Annotated in this window: 22 protein-coding genes; 13 read left to right on the forward strand and 9 right to left on the reverse strand. The window is 61.0% G+C overall.

Annotation, left to right across the window (positions count from 1 at the left end; all coding sequences use genetic code 11):
- Window positions 1-231: 231 nt before the first annotated feature.
- Window positions 232-798: a hypothetical protein gene (locus HCF10_RS24095; protein ID WP_145336671.1), complete on the forward strand. Its 567-nt coding sequence runs from the start codon at window positions 232-234 to the stop codon at window positions 796-798.
- A complete protein-coding gene (locus tag HCF10_RS31545) occupies window positions 788-1,060 on the forward strand; it encodes an acyl carrier protein (protein WP_237683175.1) in 273 nt (90 codons plus the stop codon). Before HCF10_RS24095 ends, HCF10_RS31545 begins: the two co-directional genes overlap by 11 nt.
- An 86-nt stretch (window positions 1,061-1,146) precedes the next feature.
- On the opposite strand, the gene HCF10_RS24105 is transcribed toward HCF10_RS31545, so the two are convergent.
- Window positions 1,147-1,608: an Lrp/AsnC family transcriptional regulator gene (locus HCF10_RS24105; protein ID WP_131700125.1), complete on the reverse strand. Its 462-nt coding sequence runs from the start codon at window positions 1,606-1,608 to the stop codon at window positions 1,147-1,149.
- A gap of 160 nt (window positions 1,609-1,768) precedes the next feature.
- On the opposite strand from HCF10_RS24105, the gene yedA reads away from it, so the two are divergent.
- Both yedA and HCF10_RS24115 read left to right on the forward strand, forming a co-directional pair.
- Window positions 1,769-2,665 (forward strand): drug/metabolite exporter YedA, encoded by an 897-nt coding sequence (gene yedA, locus HCF10_RS24110; protein ID WP_167656561.1) that lies wholly within the window; start codon window positions 1,769-1,771, stop codon window positions 2,663-2,665.
- 48 nt (window positions 2,666-2,713) lie between these two features.
- Window positions 2,714-4,051: a DEAD/DEAH box helicase gene (locus HCF10_RS24115; protein ID WP_131700127.1), complete on the forward strand. Its 1,338-nt coding sequence runs from the start codon at window positions 2,714-2,716 to the stop codon at window positions 4,049-4,051.
- Between the two features lie 154 nt (window positions 4,052-4,205).
- On the opposite strand, the gene HCF10_RS24120 is transcribed toward HCF10_RS24115, so the two are convergent.
- Together HCF10_RS24120 and HCF10_RS24125 are read right to left on the reverse strand one after the other, a co-directional pair.
- Complete coding sequence (locus tag HCF10_RS24120; RefSeq protein ID WP_167656562.1) at window positions 4,206-5,432, reverse strand: TIGR03862 family flavoprotein; 1,227 nt, start codon at window positions 5,430-5,432, stop codon at window positions 4,206-4,208.
- A 172-nt stretch (window positions 5,433-5,604) separates the two neighbouring features.
- Window positions 5,605-6,525, reverse strand: coding sequence for a histone deacetylase family protein (locus tag HCF10_RS24125; protein WP_131700129.1), 921 nt, complete (start codon window positions 6,523-6,525; stop codon window positions 5,605-5,607).
- Window positions 6,526-6,601: 76 nt separating this feature from the next.
- On the opposite strand from HCF10_RS24125, the gene HCF10_RS24130 reads away from it, so the two are divergent.
- The 3 genes from HCF10_RS24130 to HCF10_RS24140 are packed head-to-tail and all read left to right on the forward strand — an operon-like array spanning window position 6,602 to window position 8,666.
- Window positions 6,602-7,171, forward strand: coding sequence for a GNAT family N-acetyltransferase (locus HCF10_RS24130; protein ID WP_131700130.1), 570 nt, complete (start codon window positions 6,602-6,604; stop codon window positions 7,169-7,171).
- 41 nt (window positions 7,172-7,212) lie between these two features.
- Window positions 7,213-8,082, forward strand: coding sequence for an acyl-CoA thioesterase II (gene tesB, locus HCF10_RS24135; RefSeq protein ID WP_167656563.1), 870 nt, complete (start codon window positions 7,213-7,215; stop codon window positions 8,080-8,082).
- Window positions 8,079-8,666, forward strand: coding sequence for an HAD family hydrolase (locus HCF10_RS24140; RefSeq protein WP_131700131.1), 588 nt, complete (start codon window positions 8,079-8,081; stop codon window positions 8,664-8,666). The genes tesB and HCF10_RS24140 overlap by 4 nt, the downstream gene beginning before the upstream one ends.
- Before the next feature lie 71 nt (window positions 8,667-8,737).
- Here the strand turns inward: HCF10_RS24140 and HCF10_RS24145 are convergent, their stop codons facing one another.
- From HCF10_RS24145 to HCF10_RS24155, 3 genes are read right to left on the reverse strand one after another with little or no spacing between them, the layout of a single operon-like run.
- Window positions 8,738-9,715 (reverse strand): alpha/beta fold hydrolase, encoded by a 978-nt coding sequence (locus HCF10_RS24145; protein ID WP_131700132.1) that lies wholly within the window; start codon window positions 9,713-9,715, stop codon window positions 8,738-8,740.
- Window positions 9,716-10,603 carry a KPN_02809 family neutral zinc metallopeptidase gene (gene ypfJ / locus HCF10_RS24150; RefSeq protein ID WP_131700133.1) on the reverse strand — a complete coding sequence of 296 codons (888 nt, stop codon included), beginning with the start codon at window positions 10,601-10,603 and terminating at the stop codon, window positions 9,716-9,718.
- A gap of 44 nt (window positions 10,604-10,647) precedes the next feature.
- Window positions 10,648-11,061 carry a membrane lipoprotein lipid attachment site-containing protein gene (locus HCF10_RS24155; RefSeq protein WP_167656564.1) on the reverse strand — a complete coding sequence of 138 codons (414 nt, stop codon included), beginning with the start codon at window positions 11,059-11,061 and terminating at the stop codon, window positions 10,648-10,650.
- A 199-nt stretch (window positions 11,062-11,260) separates the two neighbouring features.
- On the opposite strand from HCF10_RS24155, the gene HCF10_RS24160 reads away from it, so the two are divergent.
- Window positions 11,261-12,139 (forward strand): DMT family transporter, encoded by an 879-nt coding sequence (locus HCF10_RS24160; protein WP_167656565.1) that lies wholly within the window; start codon window positions 11,261-11,263, stop codon window positions 12,137-12,139.
- Window position 12,140: 1 nt separating this feature from the next.
- Here the strand turns inward: HCF10_RS24160 and HCF10_RS24165 are convergent, their stop codons facing one another.
- Window positions 12,141-13,475: an MFS transporter gene (locus tag HCF10_RS24165; RefSeq protein ID WP_131700135.1), complete on the reverse strand. Its 1,335-nt coding sequence runs from the start codon at window positions 13,473-13,475 to the stop codon at window positions 12,141-12,143.
- Window positions 13,476-13,698: 223 nt separating this feature from the next.
- On the opposite strand from HCF10_RS24165, the gene quiC reads away from it, so the two are divergent.
- The gene (quiC, locus tag HCF10_RS24170; protein WP_167656566.1) at window positions 13,699-15,600 is read left to right on the forward strand and encodes a 3-dehydroshikimate dehydratase QuiC; all 1,902 of its coding nucleotides are present in this window, start codon (window positions 13,699-13,701) and stop codon (window positions 15,598-15,600) included.
- 80 nt (window positions 15,601-15,680) lie between these two features.
- Window positions 15,681-16,346, forward strand: a complete 666-nt coding sequence (locus HCF10_RS24175) for a TetR/AcrR family transcriptional regulator (protein ID WP_131700137.1) — start codon at window positions 15,681-15,683, stop codon at window positions 16,344-16,346.
- Window positions 16,347-16,394: 48 nt separating this feature from the next.
- Here the strand turns inward: HCF10_RS24175 and HCF10_RS24180 are convergent, their stop codons facing one another.
- Both HCF10_RS24180 and aroQ read right to left on the reverse strand, forming a co-directional pair.
- Window positions 16,395-17,243, reverse strand: coding sequence for a shikimate dehydrogenase (locus tag HCF10_RS24180; protein WP_167656567.1), 849 nt, complete (start codon window positions 17,241-17,243; stop codon window positions 16,395-16,397).
- On the reverse strand, window positions 17,240-17,689 hold the full coding sequence (aroQ, locus tag HCF10_RS24185; RefSeq protein ID WP_010206717.1) for a type II 3-dehydroquinate dehydratase: 450 nt from the start codon (window positions 17,687-17,689) through the stop codon (window positions 17,240-17,242). The genes HCF10_RS24180 and aroQ overlap by 4 nt, the downstream gene beginning before the upstream one ends.
- Window positions 17,690-17,896: 207 nt before the next feature.
- Between aroQ and HCF10_RS24190 the strand changes: the two genes are divergently transcribed.
- The 3 genes from HCF10_RS24190 to HCF10_RS24200 all read left to right on the forward strand — a co-directional run bounded on the left by HCF10_RS24190 (window position 17,897) and on the right by HCF10_RS24200 (window position 22,382).
- The gene (locus HCF10_RS24190; RefSeq protein WP_131700139.1) at window positions 17,897-18,418 is read left to right on the forward strand and encodes an RNA polymerase sigma factor; all 522 of its coding nucleotides are present in this window, start codon (window positions 17,897-17,899) and stop codon (window positions 18,416-18,418) included.
- A gap of 63 nt (window positions 18,419-18,481) precedes the next feature.
- The gene (locus HCF10_RS24195) at window positions 18,482-19,480 is read left to right on the forward strand and encodes a FecR family protein (RefSeq protein WP_131700140.1); all 999 of its coding nucleotides are present in this window, start codon (window positions 18,482-18,484) and stop codon (window positions 19,478-19,480) included.
- A gap of 151 nt (window positions 19,481-19,631) precedes the next feature.
- Complete coding sequence (locus HCF10_RS24200) at window positions 19,632-22,382, forward strand: TonB-dependent receptor (RefSeq protein ID WP_167656568.1); 2,751 nt, start codon at window positions 19,632-19,634, stop codon at window positions 22,380-22,382.
- Window positions 22,383-22,418 lie beyond the last annotated feature (36 nt).

Here is a 22,418-nt window from a genome sequence, read left to right on the forward strand (position 1 = left end):
TCCCACATTGGTTATCTGTCGTTCATCGAGGCTGCACACACTCCAACGCCCGATCCATCACCCTCTTCGCCATCTCGCTGGGCATCTTGAGGGCGTTTATCTGCTTTCTGAATAGTCAGTAGGCTTAGCCTTGCTGTCCTGTCGGACCTTTCTGGATTTTCCCTTCTCCCGTCTATAGCCCTTCGCTGCGACCTAAGATCCCGGCTGTCATTTACGTACAGGGACTACGTCATGCAGGAAAGCGATCTTCACACAGCAATCAGGCGAAGCCAGTTTGAGCTCCAAGGCAACGGCATCGATTTCGGCTCAACTTCAAGCATGGCGTTTCATTTGGGAAACACGATGACAAGTTGCCCAGCAGTCATGGTTTTACCTAATTCGCCAGGCTGGACCCACGGCGCCAGTTACCAGTTACTCAAGCCCGTTCATGCTGACTCCTCGGTGCCGAGCACCACGTTTGACGAACTCTGGAAATGTACACAGCAACACTATGGCTTGACGGCCGCAACGGTTCTCACTGGCGCCGCGGGCATACCTATAAACAAAATTGCCGTGGGCACTTGGGTTCATGTTGGCTCCAGCAAAACGACGAACTTGGCGAGTCTCATTGGAATGCGCTTTTTCCCTCGTACATTGATCAGGCAACCCACGGTGGCCAGAATGGCGAAAGCAACGTTTGGCACCGTCCGGGTATTTGGCATTATTGGACGGGGCATTCCTTTCGTTGCTGCGGGGTTGGCTGTCTTTGATCTAATCAGTATTGGTAAGTGCGCCTATGAGGCAAGAAATGGAAGGTAGCCCGACTAGAGCCGAGATCAGCGAAAAGGTGATTCAGCTATTCGTCGATATCATCGGTTTCATCGACCGAAGCCAGGTCACGGAGCAAACGGACTTCATCCATGACTTCAAGATTATTGATGATGATTTGACCTGCTTTGTCATGCAGATCAAGTGGCAATTCAACGTGCAAGCGACCCAGGAAGATTGGGATCACATCACTACCATCCAGCAGATAGTTGACTTGATCGTTGAACGCTCGAATTTGCAGTGCGGCCACTGACGCCATCGGGAGCAAGCCACCTCCCACATTTTGAATGTATTCACACATCAAACTGTGGGAGGGGGCTTGCTCCCGATGGCGGTAGATCAGCCACCATTTTTGCCATTGGTTTCCAACTGCCCCAACGGTACCCGCCGCTCTATCGCGCTCGACAAAATAATCGAGGTCTTGCTGAACCCGAACTTCGCCAGCCGATTGATCAAACTCTCCAACTCCGGCATCGAGCCCACCGCCGCTTGCATGATCACGCACGGATCGCCCGTCACCCGGTGGCATTCGGTCAGTTCCGGGATCTCGGCCAGTGCGTCATACACCTTCTGGCTGCCGTGGTTGGTCAGCCGCAGTTCAATCACGCACTGAATCGGCAAGCCCACCTTCGAAAAATCCACCTTGGCCTGGTACCCGGTGATCACTCCACTGGCTTCCAGCTTGGCCACGCGTTCGGCCACGGCGGGGGCGGAGAGGTTTACCGTGCGGGCCAGTTGCGCGTAGGAGGCGCGGCCGTCTTCGAGCAGGGCGCTGAGGAGCATGCGGTCGTATTTGTCCATATAAGGCTCCAGTTGCGCGTGGCTTTCGAAAGCACGGGTTATAGCCCTGATAACCATGCTTTGAAAAGTGTATGGGCGGTTTAAACAGGTTTTGTAACTTATGTTTAACAACCTGCCTTTTTAGAATAAGCCTCTCTTATATCTGCCTTAGAGCTGCCCAATGCCTGGCCCACGTCGCTTTCCTTTACCGTTGATCGCCGCCTTTTTTGCGCTGTATGTCATCTGGGGGTCTACCTACCTGGTGATTCGCATCGGCGTTGAATACTGGCCGCCGCTGATGCTGGGCGGGATTCGTTTTTTGCTGGCCGGTGCGGCGATGTATGGCTTTTTGCGTTGGCGCGGGGCGCCGGCGCCGACCTGGGAGCAGTGGAAGGCCGCTGCCAAGATCGGCATTTTGCTGCTGACCTTCGGTAATGGCGCAGTGAGTGTGGCCGAGCACACCGGGGTGTCGTCCGGCGTGGCGGCGCTGGCGGTGGCGACCGTGCCGTTGTTCACCTTGCTGTGTGGTTATTTCTGGGGCGCGCGCAATACCCGGCTGGAATGGGCCGGGGTGATCCTGGGGATTGTCGGCATCGCCATGCTCAACATGGGCAGCACCCTGCAATCGAGCCCGGTGGGCGCCGCCTTGTTGTTGTTCGCGGCGGCATCGTGGGCATTCGGGTCCGTGTGGAGTCGGCAGTTGTCGCTGCCCCAGGGCGCGATGGCCAGCGCTGCGGAAATGCTGGTGGCGGGCGTGACATTGCTGATCGGCAGCGCGCTGTCCGGTGAGCACCTGCAGGCCATGCCGCCGCTGGAGGGTTGGCTGGCGTTGGCCTACCTGACGGTGTTCGGCTCGATCATCGCCTTCAACGCCTATATGTACCTGCTCAAGCATGTTCGCCCGGCGGCCGCGACCAGCTATGCCTATGTGAACCCGGCGGTGGCGGTGTTACTGGGGATTGTGTTCGTGGGTGAATCCATCGGCCTGGAAGAGGGTTTGGCCATGCTGGTGATTATCAGCGCCGTGCTGTTGATCAGCCTGCCCCAGTGGCGAAAGCCCAAGCCGGAAATAAGGTAAACTGCGGCGCAATTGCGACTTGCGCTGAATTTTTCCTACGGTAAACACATGACTTTCGCCACACTTGGCCTGATCGAACCCTTGCTGCGCGCCCTTGAGACGCTTGGCTACCAGACCCCGACGCCGGTGCAGGCGCAAGCCATTCCGGCGGTGCTGGCCGGTCGCGACCTGATGGCCGCGGCTCAGACCGGTACCGGTAAAACCGCCGGTTTTGCCGTGCCATTGTTGCAACTGCTGACCATGGAAGGGCCGAAAGTCGCCGCCAACTCGGCGCGCGCGCTGATCTTGTGCCCGACCCGCGAGCTGGCCGAGCAGGTTCACGCCAGCGTTGCCGAATACGCCCAAAACCTGCCGCTCACCACCTACGCGGTGTACGGCGGCGTGAGCATCAACCCGCAGATGATGAAGCTGCGCAAGGGTGTCGACATACTGGTCGCTACGCCGGGCCGCCTGATTGACCTGTTCCGCCAGAACGCGCTGAAACTCAACCAGCTGCAAACCCTGGTGCTGGATGAAGCCGACCGCATGCTCGACCTGGGCTTCTCCGAAGAACTGGCGAACATCTACCGCATGCTGCCGAAAAAGCGCCAGACCCTGCTGTTCTCCGCGACCTTCTCCGATGACATCCGCCAGCTGGCCGGGCAGATGCTCAACGACCCGCTGACCATCGAAGTCAGCCCGCGCAACGTCGCCGCCAACACCGTCAAGCAATGGGTGGTGCCGGTGGACAAGAAGCGCAAGGCGGAGCTGTTTGTGCACCTGATGCGCAAAGGCCGCTGGAAGCAGGTGCTGGTGTTCGCCAAGACCCGTAACGGCGTGGATGCGCTGGTGGATAAGTTGCAGGGCCTGGGCATCAATGCCGATGGCATTCATGGCGACAAACCGCAAGCCACGCGCCAACGTGCGCTGGACCGTTTCAAATCGAGCGAAGTGCAGATCCTGGTCGCCACCGACGTCGCTGCCCGCGGCCTGGACATTGAAGACCTGCCGCTGGTGGTCAACTTCGACCTGCCGATCGTGGCCGAGGACTACATCCACCGCATCGGCCGGACCGGTCGCGCGGGCAACACCGGTGAGGCGATTTCCCTGGTGTGCGCCGATGAAGTCAACATGCTCTCGGCCATCGAGATGCTGACCCGCCAGACCTTGACCCGCAAGATGGAACAGGACTTCGAGCCGGAGCACCGCGTGCCGGATACCGATGCCAGCGGTCAGGTGGTGAAGAAGCCGAAAAAACCGAAGAAGCCTAAGGCGTCAGGTGGCGGCGGTGGGAAGCGCAACCTCGGCAAGTGGGTGGACAGTGGTGACGTGGCGCCGTCGGAGCCTTCGATCAAGCCGGTGCGTAAGGTGCCTGTTTTTAATACTGGGCCGCGTAAGAAGAAGTAAGTTTTGAGGTGCTGCTAAGGGCCTCATCGGGGGCAAGTCGAATCGTCGCACCGCCCCTCCCACAGTTTGAATGTATTCACAGATCAAAAATGTGGGAGGGGCGGTGCGACGATTCGACTTGCCCCCGATGGCGGCTTTGAATTCACCGCAGATCTCAGCGGTTGAGCCACTCCAACATCCCCCGCCCAGCCGCTCTGCCACTGGCAAAACACCCCGTCAGCAAATACCCGCCGGTCGGCGCTTCCCAGTCCAGCATCTCCCCCGCACAAAACACCCCAGGCAATTGCTTGAGCATCAGGCGCTCATCCAACGCTTCAAACGGCACGCCGCCTGCGGTGCTGATGGCTTCATCCATCGGACGTGTCTTCACCAACGTCAACGGAAGCGCCTTGATATCCACTGCCAATTTCGCCGGATTGTTGAAGTGTTCGGCGGGCGCCAACTCGCGCAACAGCGCCGCCTTGACCCCATCGAGGCCCAATTGACTGTGCAAATGCTTGCTCATCGAGCGTGAGCCACGCGGCTTGGCCAGCGCCGCCTGAACCTTGTCCAACGGTTTGCTGGGCAGCAAGTCGATATGCACCGTGGCCGAACCGTCGCGATTGATGGCCTCACGAATCGGCGCCGACAGCGCGTAGATCAAACTGCCCTCGATACCGGTGGCGGTGATCACGCATTCGCCGAGTCGCGGCTTGTCATACCCCAGGCCGATGGCGACGTTTTTCAGCGGCGCGCCGGCGAATTTGCTGACCATCAATTCGCTCCAGGCCGACACCTCGAAGCCGCAGTTGCTGGGTTGCAATGCAACGTAAGGCACGCCTTTATCCTCCAGCAGCTTGAGCCAGGCACCGTCGGAGCCCAGCCGCGACCAACTGCCACCGCCGAGGGCCAGGAGGAGCGCATCGCTACGGACGGTTTTCTCGCCTTCAGGGCTGTGGATAAGTAGATCACCGTTGGCGCTCCACCCCAACCAACGGTGTCGGGTGTGGATAACCACACCCTGATCGCGCAGGCGCTTGAGCCAGGCGCGCAGCAGCGGGGCGGCTTTCATATCCGTAGGAAACACGCGGCCGGAGGTGCCGATAAAGGTCTGGATACCCAGGCCATGAATCCACTCGCACAACGCCTCGGCACCAAACCCCCGCAGCAACGGTGCGATGTTCGGTGCGCGCTCGGCGTAGCGCGACAGGAACGCCGGGTACGCTTCGGAGTGGGTGATGTTCATGCCGCCCACGCCAGCCAGCAGGAATTTGCGCCCCACCGACGGCATGCCGTCGTACAAGTCAACCTGCACCCCGGCCAGGCTCAAGACTTCGGCGGCCATCAGCCCGGCTGGGCCGCCGCCGATGATGGTGACGTGTCGTGAGGAAATGTCGGGCATGGGCAGGGCTACGATCGCGGAAAATAAGCCGAGCATTCTACCCGAGGAGCGCGGCGCTGCCTGATCAAAAAACGTACAGCTTCCTACAGGCTTTACGGATACAGGCTCTCAGACGCTTACGCTCAAGTTATCCACAGGCCGTTCCACAGGCATTGTGGGTAACGCCCACCTTTCAATGACAACCTGATGACGTCCACACCCGCTGGGCGCTGTGGTGCAGGATGCCGTGGCGGCGTGCCAGGGCGGGGCGATCCTTGCTGTAGCCGCCGCCAATCACGCCCATCACCGGAATGTCGCGGCCCAGGCAATGGCGCATCACGCTTTCATCGCGAGCGGCTACGCCTGCGTCTGTCAGCTTGAGGTAACCGAGGGCGTCATCCTTGTGTACATCGACGCCGGCGTCGTACAGCACCAGGTCCGGCTGGTAGAGCGGCAGCAGGTAGTTGAGGGCATCGTCCACCACCTGGAGGTACTCGGCATCGCCCATGCCCATGGGCAGCGGGATGTCCCAATCGCTCTGGGCCTTGCGGGCGGGGAAGTTCTTTTCGCAGTGCAGGGACACGGTGATTGCATCCGGCGTGTCGTGGAGGATGCGCGCGGTGCCATCGCCCTGGTGCACGTCGCAGTCGAAGATCAGCACGCGGTTGACCCGGCCGCTATCCAGCAGGTAACGGCTGATCACTGCCAGGTCATTGAAGATGCAAAAGCCCGCTGGGTAGTCGTAGTGGGCGTGGTGGGTGCCGCCCGCGAGGTGGCAGGCCAGGCCGTGTTCCAGGGCTTGCTCCGCCGCCAGGATCGAGCCACCGACCGCACGCACGGTACGCCGGGCCAGGGCTTCGCTCCAGGGCAGGCCAAGGCGCCGTTGGTCTTCGCGGGACAACTCGCCGCTCATGTAGCGTTCGATATACCCAGGTTCATGGGCGAGGGCCAGAATCTCCGGCGGGCACAACGGCGGGCGCAGCAATTGGCTGTCTTCGGTCAGGCCGCTGGCTACCAGGTGGTCACGCAGCAGGCGGAACTTGTCCATGGGGAACCGGTGGTCTGCCGGGAACTCGGGGCTGTAGTCATCGTGGTAGATCAATGGCAAAGGCATGGGATTTTCTGACGGGGATCTGCGAAGGATCTTAACAGCGCTGTACACTCACGCACATGGCAAGGGGAGGGGACCCATGGAGGCGATATTGCAATTGGAAAGCGCGCGCCTGGTTATGCGCCAGTGGCGCGATGCCGACCTGACGGAATTTGCGCGCATGTGCGCCGATTCGCAGGTGATGCGCTATTTCCCGGCCAAATTGAGCCACCTGGAAAGTGCTGCCTTGATCGGCCGGATTCGCGGCCACTTCGCCGAATACGGTTTTGGCCTGTGGGCCTTGCAACGCAAGGACACCGGTGAGTTTATCGGCCTGACCGGGTTGCAGAACGTCAGCTTCGAAGCGGGCTTTACCCCGGCGGTGGAAATCGGCTGGCGCCTGGCCCGTGAGCATTGGGGCCTGGGTTATGCCAGTGAGGCGGCCTGGACTGCGCTGCGCTGTGGTTTTGACCGTTTGCAGTTGGACGAAATCGTCGCCTTCACCACTCAAGCCAATCTGCCATCACAAAAAGTCATGCAGGCCATCGGTATGCATTACGATCCCCAGGCAGATTTTGAACACCCCAAGGTCGCAGCCGATGACCCGCTGCGCCCCCACGTTTTGTACCGCATCACCCGCGCCCAATGGTTGGACACGCTGCACGGATAAGCAGCCCGGAATGCCCTATCGATTGTTGTAGGAGTTGCTCTATGAGCCAAGTATTGGAAGATCTGGTGGACTTGCTGACCCTGGAGGCGATCGAGGAAAACCTCTTTCGCGGCCGCAGCCAGGACCTGGGTTTTCGCCAACTGTTCGGTGGCCAGGTGCTCGGCCAGTCGCTGTCGGCCGCGAGCCAGACCGTCGAAGAAGCGCGGCACGTGCATTCCTTGCACGGTTATTTCCTGCGCCCCGGCGATGCGAAGTTGCCGGTGGTGTATTCGGTCGACCGCGTACGCGATGGCGGCAGTTTCAGCACGCGCCGCGTGACGGCGATCCAGAAGGGCCACCCGATCTTCACCTGCAGCGCTTCGTTCCAGTACGACGAGGCCGGCTTCGAGCACCAGACCACCATGCCTGTGGTGGTCGGCCCGGAAAACCTGCCGTCGGAGCTGGAACTGACCCAACAGCGCGCGCACCTGATCCCCGAGCATATGCGCGACAAGCTGCTGTGCCCCAAGCCGATCGAAGTGCGCCCGGTCACCGAAAAAGATCCGTTCAACCCGCAGCCGTCCGACCCGGTCAAATACGTGTGGTTTCGGGCCGATGGTGCCCTGGCGGATACGCCGGCACTGCACAAATACCTGCTGGCCTACGCCTCCGACTTCGGCCTGCTGACCACCTCGTTGCTGCCCCACGGCAAGACCGTGTGGCAGAAAGACATGCAGGTCGCCAGCCTCGACCACGCGCTGTGGTTCCACGCCGACCTGCGTGCCGATGACTGGTTGCTGTATGCCATGGACAGCCCATGGGCTGGCAATTCCCGTGGGTTCTCCCGCGGTAGTGTGTACAACCGCGCCGGGCAACTGGTGGCGTCGGTGACCCAGGAAGGCTTGATCCGCCATCGCAAGGATTGGGCATGAGCCTGACGGACGTCAGGCACTGGGTGTTCGACATGGACGGCACCCTGACGGTAGCGGTGCATGACTTTGCGGCGATTCGCGTGGCCCTGGACATTCCCCCCGAGGACGACATCCTGACCCACCTCGCCGCCTTGCCGGCGGACCTCGCAGCGGCCAAGCACGCCTGGCTGCTCGAACATGAGCGCGAGCTGGCGCTGGGTTCGGTCGCGGCGGACGGTGCGGTGGAGCTGGTGCGCGAGCTGGCCGGGCGGGGTTATCGCCTGGGTATCCTGACCCGCAACGCGCGGGAGTTGGCGCATATCACCCTGGAGGCGATCGGCCTGGCGGACTGCTTTGCCGTGGACGATGTGCTGGGTCGCGACGATGCGCCGCCTAAGCCCGATCCGGGTGGGTTGTTGAAATTGGCGGCGGCGTGGGATGTATCGCCGAGCGAGATGGTGATGGTCGGCGATTACCGTTTTGACCTGGACTGCGGCCGGGCGGCGGGGACCAGGACGGTGTTGGTCAATTTGCCGGAGAACCCGTGGCCGGAGCTGGCGGATTGGCATGCTGCAGATTGTGCTGCATTGCGCCGGATGATCTAACCCAAGCAATAGAGATCAAATGTGGGAGGAAGCTTGCCCCCTCCCACATGTTGAGACTGTTTCTTCAGGTATTACTGAGTGAACAGTACCTTCTGCCCTTCGGGCGAAGTAAACATCCCATCCCCGTCATGCCCCACCCCCGGCACTTCCACCAGCGTCTGGCTCAACTGCGGATGGCGCTGCTTGAGGTAGTCAAAGTAGTTGTGCCCGCGAATCAGCCGATACGCGCCCTGGGTCTCGGCTTCGCAGCTTTTATCCAGTGCCGGGTGGTTCGGGTCGGTGTCCTGCTGGCCCAGCAGGTAAGTGATGGGGCGTGATACGTAGGCTTGCTCCAGCTGCTCGGCGTTTTGGCCCTTGGCGTAGGCCGGTAGGTGCTGCATGCCGTACTTCCAGTCGTTGAAGCCTGGGCAGCTGGCGGTCTCGAACCTTACCGGCCGCTGTGGGCTGAAGTAGGCATAGGACGAGGGGTTGGCCACCACATAACGCAGGCGGATGCCCTCGGTTTGCAGGGTAGGGTGGGCGTGGCCGGTGAGGGCGAAGCGCTGCACCACCTGGCCACCGCCGGAGTGACCGGCGACCACGATTTCCTTGAGCTCCGGGAACAGCGTGCGGTTGCCCAGGTGCTTGATGAGCTGGTCGAGGGCGCCGAAAGAGCTGATCTGGCCCGGGCCGGTCGAGGTTTCGCCGGCCATCCAGTCATTGCCCTTCCAGCGCAGCACTTGGCTGTCCAGATGGTTGCGCTGCATGTCGGACCCGTTCAGAAACTGCGGCGCGATCACCAGGGTGGTGGCGGCAACCCCGGCGTGTTCGGCGGCATCGATTCCGCTTTTCAGATAGGTCTGCGCATTACGCAGGCGCCCGTGCACGATGATCAAGGCGCGGGTGACGTTGGGCAGTGGCTGGCGCCAGTCCTGGCTCACGCCGAGGCTGAGGTCACCAGCGTCGAGGTGAAAACGATCGGGACTGACCACCTTGACGCCATGCTCGGCGGCCCAGGCGGATGATGAGATGAGCAACAGGCCCAACAGCAGTCCCAATCGTTGATTCATTTATAGGCTCTTGGCAGCGAACGTGTCGCATTGAGTGATCTGGCCCTGGGCGAAGCCGGTCTTGAACCAGCGCACCCGCTGTGCCGAGGTGCCGTGGGTAAACGAGTCCGGCACCACGCGCCCCTGGCCCTGTTGCTGCAAGCGGTCATCGCCGATGGCGTTGGCCGCATTCAGCGCTTCTTCAATATCGCCAGGCTCCAGCCAGTTCAGGCGCTTTTGCGCACGGTTGGCCCACACACCGGCGAAGCAGTCGGCTTGCAGCTCCTGGCGCACCAGCAGGCCACCGTCGCCTTGCATCTGCCGGCCTTGCTGGCGTGCGGCCTGGATCTTCGACGAAATGCCCAGCAATGTTTGGACGTGGTGCCCGACTTCGTGGGCGATCACGTAGGCCTGGGCGAAATCGCCAGCCGCCTGGAAGCGTTGCGACATTTCCCGGAAGAAATCCAGGTCCAGATAAACCTGCTGATCCGCCGGGCAATAGAACGGGCCGCTGGCGGAGGTGGCGCCACCACAGGCGGAATTGACCCGGCCACGGAACAGAATCAGTTTGGGGTTCTTGTAGGCCAGGCCGTTTTCCTGGAACACCTGGCCCCAGGTGTCTTCGGTATCGCCCAGCACCGCCCGTACGAAGTCGGCTTGCTCATCGTTGGCCGGCGGCGCCTGGCGCGACTGCGTGCTCACCGAGGGCGCCTGCTCCATCTGGCCGGTCAACTGGCCGAGGATCTGCAACGGGTCCTGGCCGGTCAGCCAGCCGATGCCGACGATCAGCACAATTGCGGTCAGGCTCAGGCCCTTGCCGCCACCAAAACGCATCCCGCCACCGCCGCCGCCACTGTCATCGCGGGCATCCACCACGTTGTCGCTGCGTCGGCCTTTTTTCCATAGCATGGGGCAATCCTCTGTGTGCTAACCGTGATTGAGTATGGTCGGTATTAACGGCAATAGCCTTCGCCGGTGGCGACGATCAGGCAGTCTTTTTTATCCGCCAGCCATTTCAGCCCGGTCGCTTCGCCATCGCCGGCGCGCAGCAATTGCGGGCCGTCCGGGCGGGTGAAGGCGATGCCGCCTTCGCTGGCTTCACCCTTGAAGGTGCCCGAGTCATCGGCGTCGAGGCCGTATTGCATGGTGAGGACGTAGTGGCCACGGCCGATGCTGTCGTCCTTGGCGATGGTCAGGTGCAGGCCTTCGACGCCGATCCATTTGCCGACCCATTTATCGGTGGGCGGGGTTTCGGGTACCAGGGTGGCCTGCACGGAAGGCGGTGCGGGTTTGGGCGCTTGCTTGGCCTCCTGGTCGCAGGCGGTCAGCAGGGCAAGGGCAGAAAGAACAAAGAGGATTTTTTTCATAGCGGCGAGGCCTTGGTTAAAAAGTATGCAATGCGGGGGCTAAGGTGCTGCGTTGGACTCGAATGCGGTGATTTAGTGCGCTGTTCGCCCGGTGTTTGGTTATGCTCTTGGGGCAGACTCCAGCCCGGCTGCTAGATTACCGGGTTGAGCGCTACTTCGTTCAGTGCTCAGCGTTTCGCTCGCCACGCAAGAGAATTCCATGACTGTCAGCACCCCCCTTTCCGGCGTCAACCATCCCTTCAAAGGCATTTTGCTGATTGTGTTGGCGACATTCCTGTTCTCCAGCCACGATGCCTTGTCCAAATACCTGGCCGGGTTCTACCCGATCGTGATGGTGGTGTGGGTGCGCTACGTGGTGCACACCTTGCTGATGGCCGGGATTTTCCTGCCGCAATCGGGGCTACGCGTGCTGCGCAGTAAACGCCCGGGAATGCAGGTGGTGCGGGCCTTGTGCCTGTTGGGTACCAGCCTGTTTTTCACGACGGCGTTGCATTACATCCCGTTGGCGGAAGCCACGGCGGTGAACTTCCTTGCGCCGATCCTGGTGACGGCACTGTCGGTGCCGCTGCTCGGCGAGCACGTGACACGCGGCCAATGGCTGGCGGTGATCTGCGGGTTTGTCGGCGTGCTGGTGATCATTCATCCAGGCGGTGAGTTGTTTACGCCTGCGGTGTTACTGCCGCTGTGCTCGGCGCTGTTCTTCTGCTTCTACCAACTGCTCACGCGCATCCTCAGCCAATACGACACGCCCACCACCAGCAACTTCTTCGCCGGGCTGTGCAATACCTTGGTGATGAGTGCGATGGTGCCGTTCTTCTGGCAGGTTCCCACGCTGTGGCATGGCGTGTTGATGCTGGCGCTGGGCACCTGTGGGATGACCGCACACTTGATGCTGACCCAGGCGTTCCGCTTCGCGGCACCGGCCTTGCTGGCGCCGTTCGGCTATTGCCAGATCGTATTCGCGGGGTTGTTGGGTTGGCTGGTGTTCAGTCATACCCCCGATATGACCACGGTGGTCGGCATCGGGGTGATCTGCATGAGCGGGTTGGCCGCTGCCTGGCAGCAGCGGCGTCGGTAAATCAGGCGTCGACGGTAGGAATCTTGCGCGGCGCCATGAAGTACATCCAGGTCAGCGCAATGAAGTACATCGCCGGGATCAGGGTGAACAACACGGTGTAGTTGTTGTTGGTGACGGTGAGGATATGGCCGACGATCTGGGTCATAAACATGCCGCCGATGGCTGCGCACATGCCGCCGAAACCGAACACCGTGCTCATCATGTGCTTGGGCGTGTAGTCCATCACCAGGCTCCAGATGTTGGCGGTCCAGGCCTGGTGCGCGCCGATGGCCAGGGAGATGGCAAATACCGCGACCCACAGTTGGCTGGAGCCGGCCGCCATGATCACGCCGACGATGCAGCAGGCAAACAGCAGCATCGACAACAACCGCGCCTTGATCGAGTTCATCCCACGGCCGATCAGGAAGGACGACAGAATCCCCCCACCCACACTGCCGAAGTCGGCGGTCAGATAGATGATGATCAGCGGGATACCCATCTGCGTCACGTTGATGCCCAGGTTGTACTGCTGGTTCAGGAACGGCGGCAGCCAATACAGGTAGAACCAGAACACTGGTGCGGTGAGTGCATAGGCGATGGCAAAGGCCCAGGTGCCGCGCATGCGCAGGATGCGGCTGAACGGTACGCCAGGTTGTTCCGGTTCGACTTCCCGTTGCACGTAGTCCAGTTCGGATTGTTTGACGCTCGGGTGGTCTTCCGGGTTGTAGTACTTCAAACCCCAGAACACCAGCCAGATCGCGCCCAGCGATGCCATGCACAGGAACGCAGCCTGCCAGCCCCACACATGCAGGATCAGCGGCAGCAGCATCGGCGTCATCATTGCGCCGACATTGGTACCGGCGTTGAAGATACCGGTGGCCACCGCACGCTCACCGGCGGGGAACCACAGGCGGGTGGTCTTGACGCAGGCCGGGTAGTTGGCGGCTTCGGTCAGCCCGAGGATAAAGCGGCAGACCATAAAACCGACGGCCGAAGTGGCCAGGCCATGGGCACCCGTAGCCAGGCTCCACAGCAGTACCGCGCAGAAAAACACGCGCTTGACGCCCACGCGGTCGATCAGCCGACCTTGCAGCACAAAGCCGATGGCGTAGCCGACCTGGAACCAGAAGTTGATGTTGGCGTAGTCCATCGCCGTCCAGCTCATTTCCTTGGCCAGGATCGGTTGCATCACGCCCAGTGCGGCGCGGTCGATGTAGTTGAGGGTGGTGGCAAAGAACACCAGGGCCAGCATGCCCCAGCGGGTTTTACCCACGGCAAGGGCGCCGCGGATCTTGTCGCCGATGCCGGCGTGCGGGGTGCCCGGGCGCGCGGCCAGGGCGGAGTTTTGCGAAGGCATGTGGTTGTACCCGTTTTTTGAAATTTTTATGAGGTGTTGTGGGTCTTCTTTTGGGTGTCGCTGCGTGATTGATGGTGCGCAGTGGCTAAAAAATCGTCAATTCGCCAAAGAGGCTTAGTGTTCGATAATCGCACCAAAAACTAACCGGTTCGTACATTTTAATTGCTGCGGGTAGTCTGGGGGCGAATAATTTGCCACAAACAACAATTGCCGGGAGTCTTCCATGCAACGTTCCATCGCCACCGTGTCCTTGAGCGGTACCCTGCCGGAAAAGCTCGAAGCCATTGCCGCCGCCGGGTTCGATGGGGTCGAGATCTTCGAAAACGACTTGTTGTATTACGACGGCAGCCCCCGGGAAGTCAGGCAGATGTGTGCTGACCTGGGCATCGCCATCACCTTGTTCCAACCCTTTCGCGACTTTGAAGGCTGCCGCCGCGATCGTCTTGCGCGCAACCTGGAGCGCGCTGAGCGCAAGTTCGACCTGATGCAGGAACTGGGCACCGACCTGGTGCTGGTGTGCAGTAACGCCTCGGCCGATTGCGTCGGGGATGAACGCATCCTGCTGGACGACCTCAGCCTGTTGGCCGAACACGCGGGCCGTCGCGGCCTGCGCATTGGTTATGAGGCGTTGGCCTGGGGCAAGCATGTTAATACCTGGCAGCAGGTGTGGAACCTGGTGCGCCAGGTCGATCACCCGAGCCTTGGGGTGTTGCTCGACAGCTTCCACACGCTTTCGCTCAAGGGCGACCCGAGTGCCATCGCGCAGATCCCCGGCGACAAGATCTTCTTTGTGCAAATGGCCGACGCGCCGATCCTGGCCATGGATGTGCTGGAGTGGAGCCGGCATTTTCGCTGCTTCCCCGGCCAGGGCGAATTCGACCTGGCGGGGTTCCTCGCGCCGATCATCAAGAGCGGCTACACCGGGCCGTTGTCCCTGGAAATTTTCAACGATGGCTTCCGCGCCGCGCCGACCCGCGCGAATGCGGCAGATGGCCTGCGTTCCTTGCTGTACCTGGAAGAGAAAACCCGCGAGCGCTTGCAACAGGAGGCGCCCGCACAACCTGTCGAGATTCTGTTTGATACCCCAGCGGCCAGCGAGTACGAAGGTATCGAGTTCCTCGAGTTCGCCGTGGATGAAAACCTCGGCGCCAAGCTTACCCATTGGCTGGAACGCCTGGGTTTCGTCAAGGCCGGCCAGCACCGCTCCAAGAGCGTGAGCCTGCTGCGCCAGGGGGATATCAACCTGATCCTCAACTGCGAACCCTATTCCTTCGCGCATAACTTTTTCGAGGCCCATGGGCCGTCGTTGTGCGCCACGGCGATTCGGGTCAAGGACAGCGCCAAGGCCCTGGAGCGGGCGGTGGCCTACAAGGGCCAGCCCTATCGCGGCCTGGTCGGGCCCAACGAGCTGGAACTGGCGGCGGTGCGTGCGCCGGACGGCAGCCTGATTTACTTGGTGGATCAGGGTGAGGGGGGGATCTACGACACCGATTTCAATCTGCAGCCGGCCAATGCTGCGGGCGGTGGTTTGCTGCGCATCGACCATATGGCCATGGCCTTGCCGGCCGACAGCCTCGACAGTTGGGTGCTGTTCTACAAGAGCCTGCTGGATTTCGAAGCCGATGACGAAGTGGTGCTGCCCGACCCCTACGGCCTGGTGAAAAGCCGTGCGCTGCGCAGCCGTTGCAGCTCGATTCGCTTGCCGCTGAATATTTCCGAGAACCGCAACACCGCGATTTCCCACGCGCTGTCGAGTTATCGCGGCTCAGGTGTGCATCACATTGCCTTTGACTGCGCGGATATTTTCGCCGAAGTACGTCGCGCCAAGGAGGCCGGGGTGCCGCTGCTGGATATCCCGCTCAACTACTACGATGACCTGGCAGCACGCTTTGATTTTGATGATGAGTTCCTCAGCGAACTGGCGTACTACAACGTGTTGTACGACCGTGACGCCCAGGGCGGTGAGTTGTTTCATGTGTACACCGAGCCCTTCGAAGGACGGTTTTTCTTCGAGATCATCCAACGCAAAAACGGCTACGCCGGCTACGGCGCGGCCAACGTGGCGGTGCGCCTGGCGGCGATGGCCAAATCCCGTAGCGGCGCAGTGCGCCAGGCGCGTTTATAACGGTGGGCCAAGTGCTTCCTTCGTAGGACGCCTCGGCCCATAATCGCGGCCTGCACAATAAAAATGGCCGTGAGCGCACCATGACCTCAAGTCCCGAACTCCCCGCGGTGTCAGACGCACCGCGCAAGAGTCGTAAGAACAACCCGGAAAAGACCCGGGAGAACATTCTCCAGGAAGCCATCGTCGAGTTTGTTCAGCAGGGCCTGTCCGGCGCTCGCGTGGATGCCATCGCCGAGCGCATCCACACCTCCAAACGCATGATCTATTACTACTTCGGCAGCAAGGAGCAGTTGTACGTCGAGGTGCTGGAGAAGCTCTACGGCGATATTCGCAACACCGAAACGCGCATGAACCTCACTGCCCTGGAACCGCGTGAGGCGATCCGGCGGCTGGTGGAGTTCACCTTCGACCACCATGATCAGAACGTTGATTTCGTGCGTATTGTCAGCATCGAAAATATCCACAATGCCGAGTACGTGAAACGCACCGAAACGATCAAGGCGATGAACAGCAAAATCCTCGAGGGGCTGGGAGTGACGTTGCGCCGGGGCGCCGAGATGGGGCTGTTCCGCGAAGGGCTGGAACCGTTGGACGTGCACTTGCTGATCAACTCATTCAGCTTTTACCGGGTGTCCAACCGCCATACGTTCAGTGAGATCTTTCAGATCGACCTGTCGGATGAGACGGTTAAACAGCGGCATCGCGAGATGATTTGCGAGTCGGTGTTGCGCTACCTGCAGGCCTGAATACACCGCCTAAGCCAATGTAGGAGGGGACAAGCCCCCTCCTACATTTCAGGTATTCATGCTCTTGAAGTGCGCGAGCATTCGCTGCGCATCCGCCACCTCTCCGCTGAACAGTTCAAACGCCTTCACCGCCTGGAACACCGCCATGTTGCCGCCATCCAGGGTGCGGCAGCCCAAGGCGCGGGCATCGCGCAGCAGTTCGGTTTCCAGTGGGAAATACACAATTTCAGCCACCCACAGTTCGGCTCTCAGCAGGGCCGCTGGCACCGGTGTGCCGGGCAGTTTGGCCATGCCCATCGGCGTGGTGTTGACCAGGCCATCGGCCTCGGCCATGGCGTTTTCAAGGTGGGTGCCGACCTGGGCGCGGCCGGCGCCGAAACGCTGGGCGAGGTTATCCACAAGGTCGCGGGCGCGGCTGGCGTCCACGTCGAAAATACTCAAGTGTTCGACACCTTCGGCCAATAGCGCATGCGCCACTGCGGCACCGGCGCCACCCGCGCCCATCTGCACCACGCGTTGGCGCGGCACATCGCTGAGGTTGCGGCGAAAACCCTCGGCAAACCCCAGGCAGTCGGTGTTATGGCCGATACGCTTGCCGTCCTTGAAGACCACGGTGTTGACCGCTCCGATGCCTCGGGCCTCGTCGGACAAATCATCGAGCAGCGGCAGGATTGCCTGCTTGCACGGGTAGGTAATGTTCAATCCGGTGAAGTGCATCAACTCGGCAGCGTCCAGCAGGTCGGGCAGGGCGTTGATGTCCAGGTGCAGGGGCTCAAGGTCAATGAGGCGATACAGGTAACGCAAGCCTTGGGCGTCTCCTTCCTGCTCATGCAGGGCAGGGGTGCGGGAAGCCTGGATGCCGGCGCCGATCAGCCCGGCGAGGATGCGCGGTTTCATCGGGCCGACCCCTTCAACAACTGGCTGAAATGTTCCAGGGCCAGGTGGTAGCCATGGCTGCCAAAACCCGCGAGCACGGCCTTGGCGATGGGCGACACAAACGAGTGATGCCGAAACGCCTCGCGCGCATGCACATTGGATAAGTGCACCTCGATCACCGGCACTTCACTGGCTACCAAGGCGTCGCGAATCGCCACCGAGGTGTGCGTCCAGGCGGCCGGGTTAATCACGATACCGGCGCAGCGAGCGCGGGCGCCGTGGATCCAGTCCAGCAGCTCGCCTTCGTGGTTGGTCTGGCGGAATTCGATTTTAAGCCCCAATTGTTCGGCGCTGCGGCCGCACAGGGCCGCCACGTCGGCCAGGGTTTCATGGCCGTAGGTCGCGGGTTCGCGGGTGCCGAGCAGGTTGAGGTTGGGGCCGTTGAGCACCAGCACGATGGGCGGCATAAAGGGTCTCTCCACAGTTCTTGTTCGTTGTGGGGATAAAATGTACTGGTTGGTTAATTTGGTCAATTGATGGCAACGGATGTGTTCGATTATCGAACTCTTAATCGCACAGTGTTCAGGTACGAATCAGATTACATATCAATTGAAAATCATTCTCGATAACGCTTAAGATGCCCGCCTGTTTCCTTTACATTCCAGGGAGTCGGTTTGTCGGACGTGGATCTCAAAGGCCTGTTTCTCAAGCATGCCGATACCCTGCGTGGGTATCTGGCGCGCAAGGTACGGGACCCGCAGTTGGCCGCCGACCTGGTACAGGAGAGCTTCCTGCGCCTGGCGGAAAAACCGGCCGGCGAGCGTATCGACAACTCCCAGGGCTATCTCTATCGAACGGCGAGCAATCTGCTGATCGACCATATTCGCCAGGAAGCGCGGCGCAAGACCGATTCCGTGCCCCATGAGGCGCTGGCCGAGATTGAAGATGAAGTGGCCGGGTTGGAGGCTCAGGCAATGGCGCAGCAACAGCGACAGGCATTGAAGCAGGCGTTGGCGGAGCTGCCGGAACGCACCCAGCAGATCTTCCGTCTGAACCGTATAGAGGGCATGACCCACGCCCAGGTTGCCCGGCATTTGGACATCTCCGACAGTTCCGTGCAAAAGCACTTGGCCAAGGCGCTGGCGTATGTGATGCAGCGCTTGCAGGATGGCGAGGTGGGGCCATCCGACGAATGAATTACGGAAAAACCTCAGGTCAGACGTCACAGCGTCATATAACGAAAAATTCGAGATTCACACGTGAATAGCCAGGGTCAGCAACAGCACAGCATTACCGAGGAGGCCGCCGAGTGGGCGGTGCGCCTGCACGCCGGTGCCCTGACCGACCAGGAGCAGGCCGAGCTGTGCCAGTGGATCGCCTGCGACAGCCGCCACGAAGCGGCGCTGCGCTTTGCCGAACAGACCTGGGCGGCGTTGGGCGAGGTGCATAAGGACGAGAGCGTTCACCGCCAGCGCCCCGCGACTGCAGCGCTGCCCATGCGCCGCTCCCCGCGGCGCAGGCCCTGGCAACGTGCGGCGGCGGTCGCGTTGGTCGTGGTGGTGGCCGGCGTCGGCTGGCTGCGTGGGCCGGACGCCTGGCTGCACATGCAGGCCGACTATGTCACCCAAAAAGGCGAGGTGCGCACCGTGCACTTGGCCGATGGCAGCACGGTGGAGCTGGATTCCGCCAGTGCCATCCGCCTGGATTACGACGGCGTGCAGCGGCGTATCAGCCTGATCCAGGGCTCGGCGATTTTTGATGTGGCGCCGATGGTGGGTCAGGAGACCCGTCCGTTCGTGGTGCAGAGCGCCGGCGGGCAGACGCGGGCGTTGGGCACGCGGTTTGTGGTGGCGCGCGAGGCCGAACGCCGGGCATGGGTGGGCGTGTTGCAGCACAGCGTTGAAGTTTCTTTGCACGCCTCACCGAAAAAAGGCCCGAGCGATCGGGTGCTCCAGGAGGGCCAGGCTGCACGCTACAACGCCCAGGAGGGTGTGGTGCCCCTGGATCAGTTCGATGTAGACCGTGCCACCAGCTGGCGACGTGGCGTGCTGATCTTTGATCGCCAGCCCCTGGCCAAGGTCATTGAGCAGCTCAATCGCTACCGTCCGGGGCGGGTGGTGTTGACCCATGCCGACCTGGGCGAGCGCGAAGTCAGCGGTGTCTTCCGTCTCGACATGCTCGACAGCGCCCTCGGCACCCTCACCCAGGAACTTCAAGTGCAACGCTTGGACCTGGCAGGCCTCAGCCTGATCTATTGATGATCCGGTGGGAGGCCCGCTCCCACTCGCTTAACTCCCCCCAGCGCAAAAACTTTTGAAAAAGCCTTACTGACTTCCTGCGCCTCGTACGTCTTGCTAGGTGAGAAGCATTCGCATAAACAAAAATACGATCAGCGCAGGGAAACCAGAAATGTCAGTACTCACCAAGGGGCGTCTCACCGGTAGTCGGTTAGCCCTGGCCATCCACTTGGGCCTGTTCGCCGCAGCCGCTCCCGTGTATGCGGCGCAGCCTCAGGTGGGCGCTGCCCAGCCGGCGGTGCTGGCGTTCGATGTGCCGGCGCAATCCTTGGGCAGTGCCGTATTGGCCTTTGCCGATCAGGCCGGTTTGCAGGTGCTGTTCGACAGCCCACGCCTGCAAGGCTTGAGCAGCACGGCGCTCAAAGGCAGCTTCAGCGTGCAGGAAGGGCTTGGCCGTTTGCTCGGTGCCACGCCGGTGGAATATCGCTTTACCGGCGAGCGCCAGGTAACCCTCAACCGTGTCAGCGACGACCACGACGGCGCCATGACCGTGGGCACCACCACCATCACCGGCAACACCAACGGCCAGGCCAGTGACTGGGTGTACCAGACCCCAAAGTCCGTGGCGGTGATCAGCCGGGACATGATCGATAAACGTCCGCCCCGTCACGCCGCCGACATGCTCGAAGAAACCGCCGGCGTCTACACCGCCGTCAACCAGCGCGACCCTGGCCTGTCGGTGAATATTCGCGGTGTGCAGGACTATGGCCGCGTGAACATGAACATCGACGGCATGCGCCAGAACTTCAATGTCAACGGCCACCAGCAGCGCAACGGCACCATGCTGATCGACCCGGAGTTCATCTCCAGCATCGAGATCGACAAAGGCAGCCAGTCGGGGCAGGGCGGAGCTGCCGTGCTGGGTGGCATTGCGTCGTTCAAGACCCTGGATGCCAGTGAGTTCCTCAAGGACGGCAAGGACTACGGCGGCCGCCTTCGCGCCGGCAGCGGCATCGGTGAGCTGGGTAACGGCACCGACTTCAACGGCAGCGGCGTGTTCGCCTTTGGTGATGAGCGCGGCGATGTATTGCTGGGCTACAGCGAGCGGCATTTCGGTAACTACCGCGCCGGCAGGCACAACGACGACAACCTGGGCACCAACCTGCGCGCCAGATCATCTGCCCCTGCGGCCTTCGATGACTGGTTGAACAGCGAAGTCGGCGACACCGGCAGCGTGACCCGCTCACAGATCGTCAAGTTCGGCCTGAACCTGCCCAACGACCAACGCGTGCAGTTGAGCTACCTGGAAACCGACACCGACAGTAACGATGCCTGGGGCTATATCGCCGACGACCTTCAGAGCACCTACTACGTACGCACCAGCAAAAACAATCTCAACGCCAAAAACGTCGCGCTGGACTACAGCTACAGCCCGGACAACCCGCTGATCGATCTCAAGGCCAAGCTCTATTACGTCACCACCCAGATGGATCGCGGCAACGCCCCCAACCTGTCGTCGCCAGGTACCGGTAACTACGTCGGCGCCTACACCGATCACTTCCAGACCGACACCTGGGGCCTGCAGGGTGACAACACCTCGCGGTTTGATTTCGGCGAACGGGGGCATGTCACTTGGAACTACGGGGTGGAGTTGTATCAGGACGAGTTCAAGCCCCGGACCAACAAAGTTGAAGCCACCAACAACCTGGGCTTGTTGCCTTACGCAGAGGGCAGTACGCCAGGGGGCAAACGCACCATCGCCAGTCTGTTCAATAACGCGCAGTACGAATATGGCGGCTGGCTGACCCTGGATGCGGGCTTGCGTTATGACCGCTATCGGCTTGAAGGCGAAACCGGCATGACTCTGTACCGGCGTGATCGTTTCTACAGCAGCCTCGTCGGCGCCAGGCGTGTCTCGGAAGTGATCGAGGTCGACCGTGAAGAGGGCCAGTTTTCCCCCACCTTCGGTCTTGCGGTAAAACCGGGCGTGGACTGGCTGCAACTCTATACCCGTTGGGGCAAGGGCTGGCGGCCACCGGCGGTGACCGAAACCTTCATGACCGGCCGCCCCCACGGTGGTGGTTCGGGAGAACGCGTGTTCCCCAACCCGTACCTCAAGCCTGAAGAATCGCGGGATTGGGAAGTGGGCATGAATGTCTTCAAGGAGGGGTTGTTCTTCAGTGATGACCGCCTCGGCATGAAGGTGGCTTACTTTGATACCCGGATTGAAAACTTCTCTTTCCTCAACACCAGCGTCAGCTTGCCGGAAACCCAGGTGGGTGGATTTCTCGGGACCATGGCTTACGTCAATAACACCAACCCGACGCGTTTTCGCGGGGTCGAATACCAGCTCAATTACGACATGGGGCGCGCGTACGCCAACCTCAGCTACACCCACATGATCGGCAGCAATGAATTCTGCTCGAAGAACTATTACATGGGCGGCGCCAAGACCACCGGGCCAAGGACCACTCGCCTGGAGCGTTTCACCCTGCCGGATGGGCGCATCAGCATACGGCCGGTCACCACCTATGAAGTGTTGGATGACGACGTCGCCAACAACAAGGAAAGCTGCGGGCGAATCATGGGTAACGCCACGTACATGCCTGCCGATCGCGGCTCGCTGACCCTGGGCACGCGCTTCCTGGAAAAACGTCTGGATACGGGTGTGCGTGTGCGCTACAGCTCGGGCAACGGCGAAAACCTCGATCAGCAGGGCTACGAGCTGATGGATCAGGCGATGTGGCCCAAGTACACGCTCTATGACCTGTACGCCAGTTACTGGATGACCGATCAACTGAACATTGCACTGGCGTTGGAAAACGCCACCGATGAAGCCTATTTCGTCGCCATGGGCGACGCCAACAACCTCAGCCTGGCGCGCGGGCGAACCCTGAGCGGCATGCTGGAATACAAATTCTGATCAGCGTGCGCAGGCACTTGATCAACGGTTTTGCCC

Source organism: Pseudomonas sp. B14(2022), from assembly GCF_012030485.1.
Lineage (GTDB): Bacteria > Pseudomonadota > Gammaproteobacteria > Pseudomonadales > Pseudomonadaceae > Aquipseudomonas.

Coding starts and splice junctions, on each gene's coding strand:
- HCF10_RS24120 (WP_167656562.1), bottom strand. CDS start 5,432: ATGCCCGACATTTCCTCACGACACGTCACCATCATCGGCGGCGGCCCA.
- HCF10_RS24130 (WP_131700130.1), top strand. CDS start 6,602: ATGGAGGCGATATTGCAATTGGAAAGCGCGCGCCTGGTTATGCGCCAG.
- ypfJ (WP_131700133.1), bottom strand. CDS start 10,603: ATGCTATGGAAAAAAGGCCGACGCAGCGACAACGTGGTGGATGCCCGC.
- HCF10_RS24095 (WP_145336671.1), top strand. CDS start 232: ATGCAGGAAAGCGATCTTCACACAGCAATCAGGCGAAGCCAGTTTGAG.
- HCF10_RS24175 (WP_131700137.1), top strand. CDS start 15,681: ATGACCTCAAGTCCCGAACTCCCCGCGGTGTCAGACGCACCGCGCAAG.
- HCF10_RS24180 (WP_167656567.1), bottom strand. CDS start 17,243: ATGAAACCGCGCATCCTCGCCGGGCTGATCGGCGCCGGCATCCAGGCT.
- HCF10_RS24125 (WP_131700129.1), bottom strand. CDS start 6,525: ATGCCTTTGCCATTGATCTACCACGATGACTACAGCCCCGAGTTCCCG.
- HCF10_RS24155 (WP_167656564.1), bottom strand. CDS start 11,061: ATGAAAAAAATCCTCTTTGTTCTTTCTGCCCTTGCCCTGCTGACCGCC.
- aroQ (WP_010206717.1), bottom strand. CDS start 17,689: ATGCCGCCCATCGTGCTGGTGCTCAACGGCCCCAACCTCAACCTGCTC.
- HCF10_RS24145 (WP_131700132.1), bottom strand. CDS start 9,715: ATGAATCAACGATTGGGACTGCTGTTGGGCCTGTTGCTCATCTCATCA.
- HCF10_RS24115 (WP_131700127.1), top strand. CDS start 2,714: ATGACTTTCGCCACACTTGGCCTGATCGAACCCTTGCTGCGCGCCCTT.
- HCF10_RS24165 (WP_131700135.1), bottom strand. CDS start 13,475: ATGCCTTCGCAAAACTCCGCCCTGGCCGCGCGCCCGGGCACCCCGCAC.
- HCF10_RS24140 (WP_131700131.1), top strand. CDS start 8,079: ATGAGCCTGACGGACGTCAGGCACTGGGTGTTCGACATGGACGGCACC.
- HCF10_RS31545 (WP_237683175.1), top strand. CDS start 788: ATGGAAGGTAGCCCGACTAGAGCCGAGATCAGCGAAAAGGTGATTCAG.
- HCF10_RS24160 (WP_167656565.1), top strand. CDS start 11,261: ATGACTGTCAGCACCCCCCTTTCCGGCGTCAACCATCCCTTCAAAGGC.
- quiC (WP_167656566.1), top strand. CDS start 13,699: ATGCAACGTTCCATCGCCACCGTGTCCTTGAGCGGTACCCTGCCGGAA.
- tesB (WP_167656563.1), top strand. CDS start 7,213: ATGAGCCAAGTATTGGAAGATCTGGTGGACTTGCTGACCCTGGAGGCG.
- yedA (WP_167656561.1), top strand. CDS start 1,769: ATGCCTGGCCCACGTCGCTTTCCTTTACCGTTGATCGCCGCCTTTTTT.
- HCF10_RS24105 (WP_131700125.1), bottom strand. CDS start 1,608: ATGGACAAATACGACCGCATGCTCCTCAGCGCCCTGCTCGAAGACGGC.
- HCF10_RS24200 (WP_167656568.1), top strand. CDS start 19,632: ATGTCAGTACTCACCAAGGGGCGTCTCACCGGTAGTCGGTTAGCCCTG.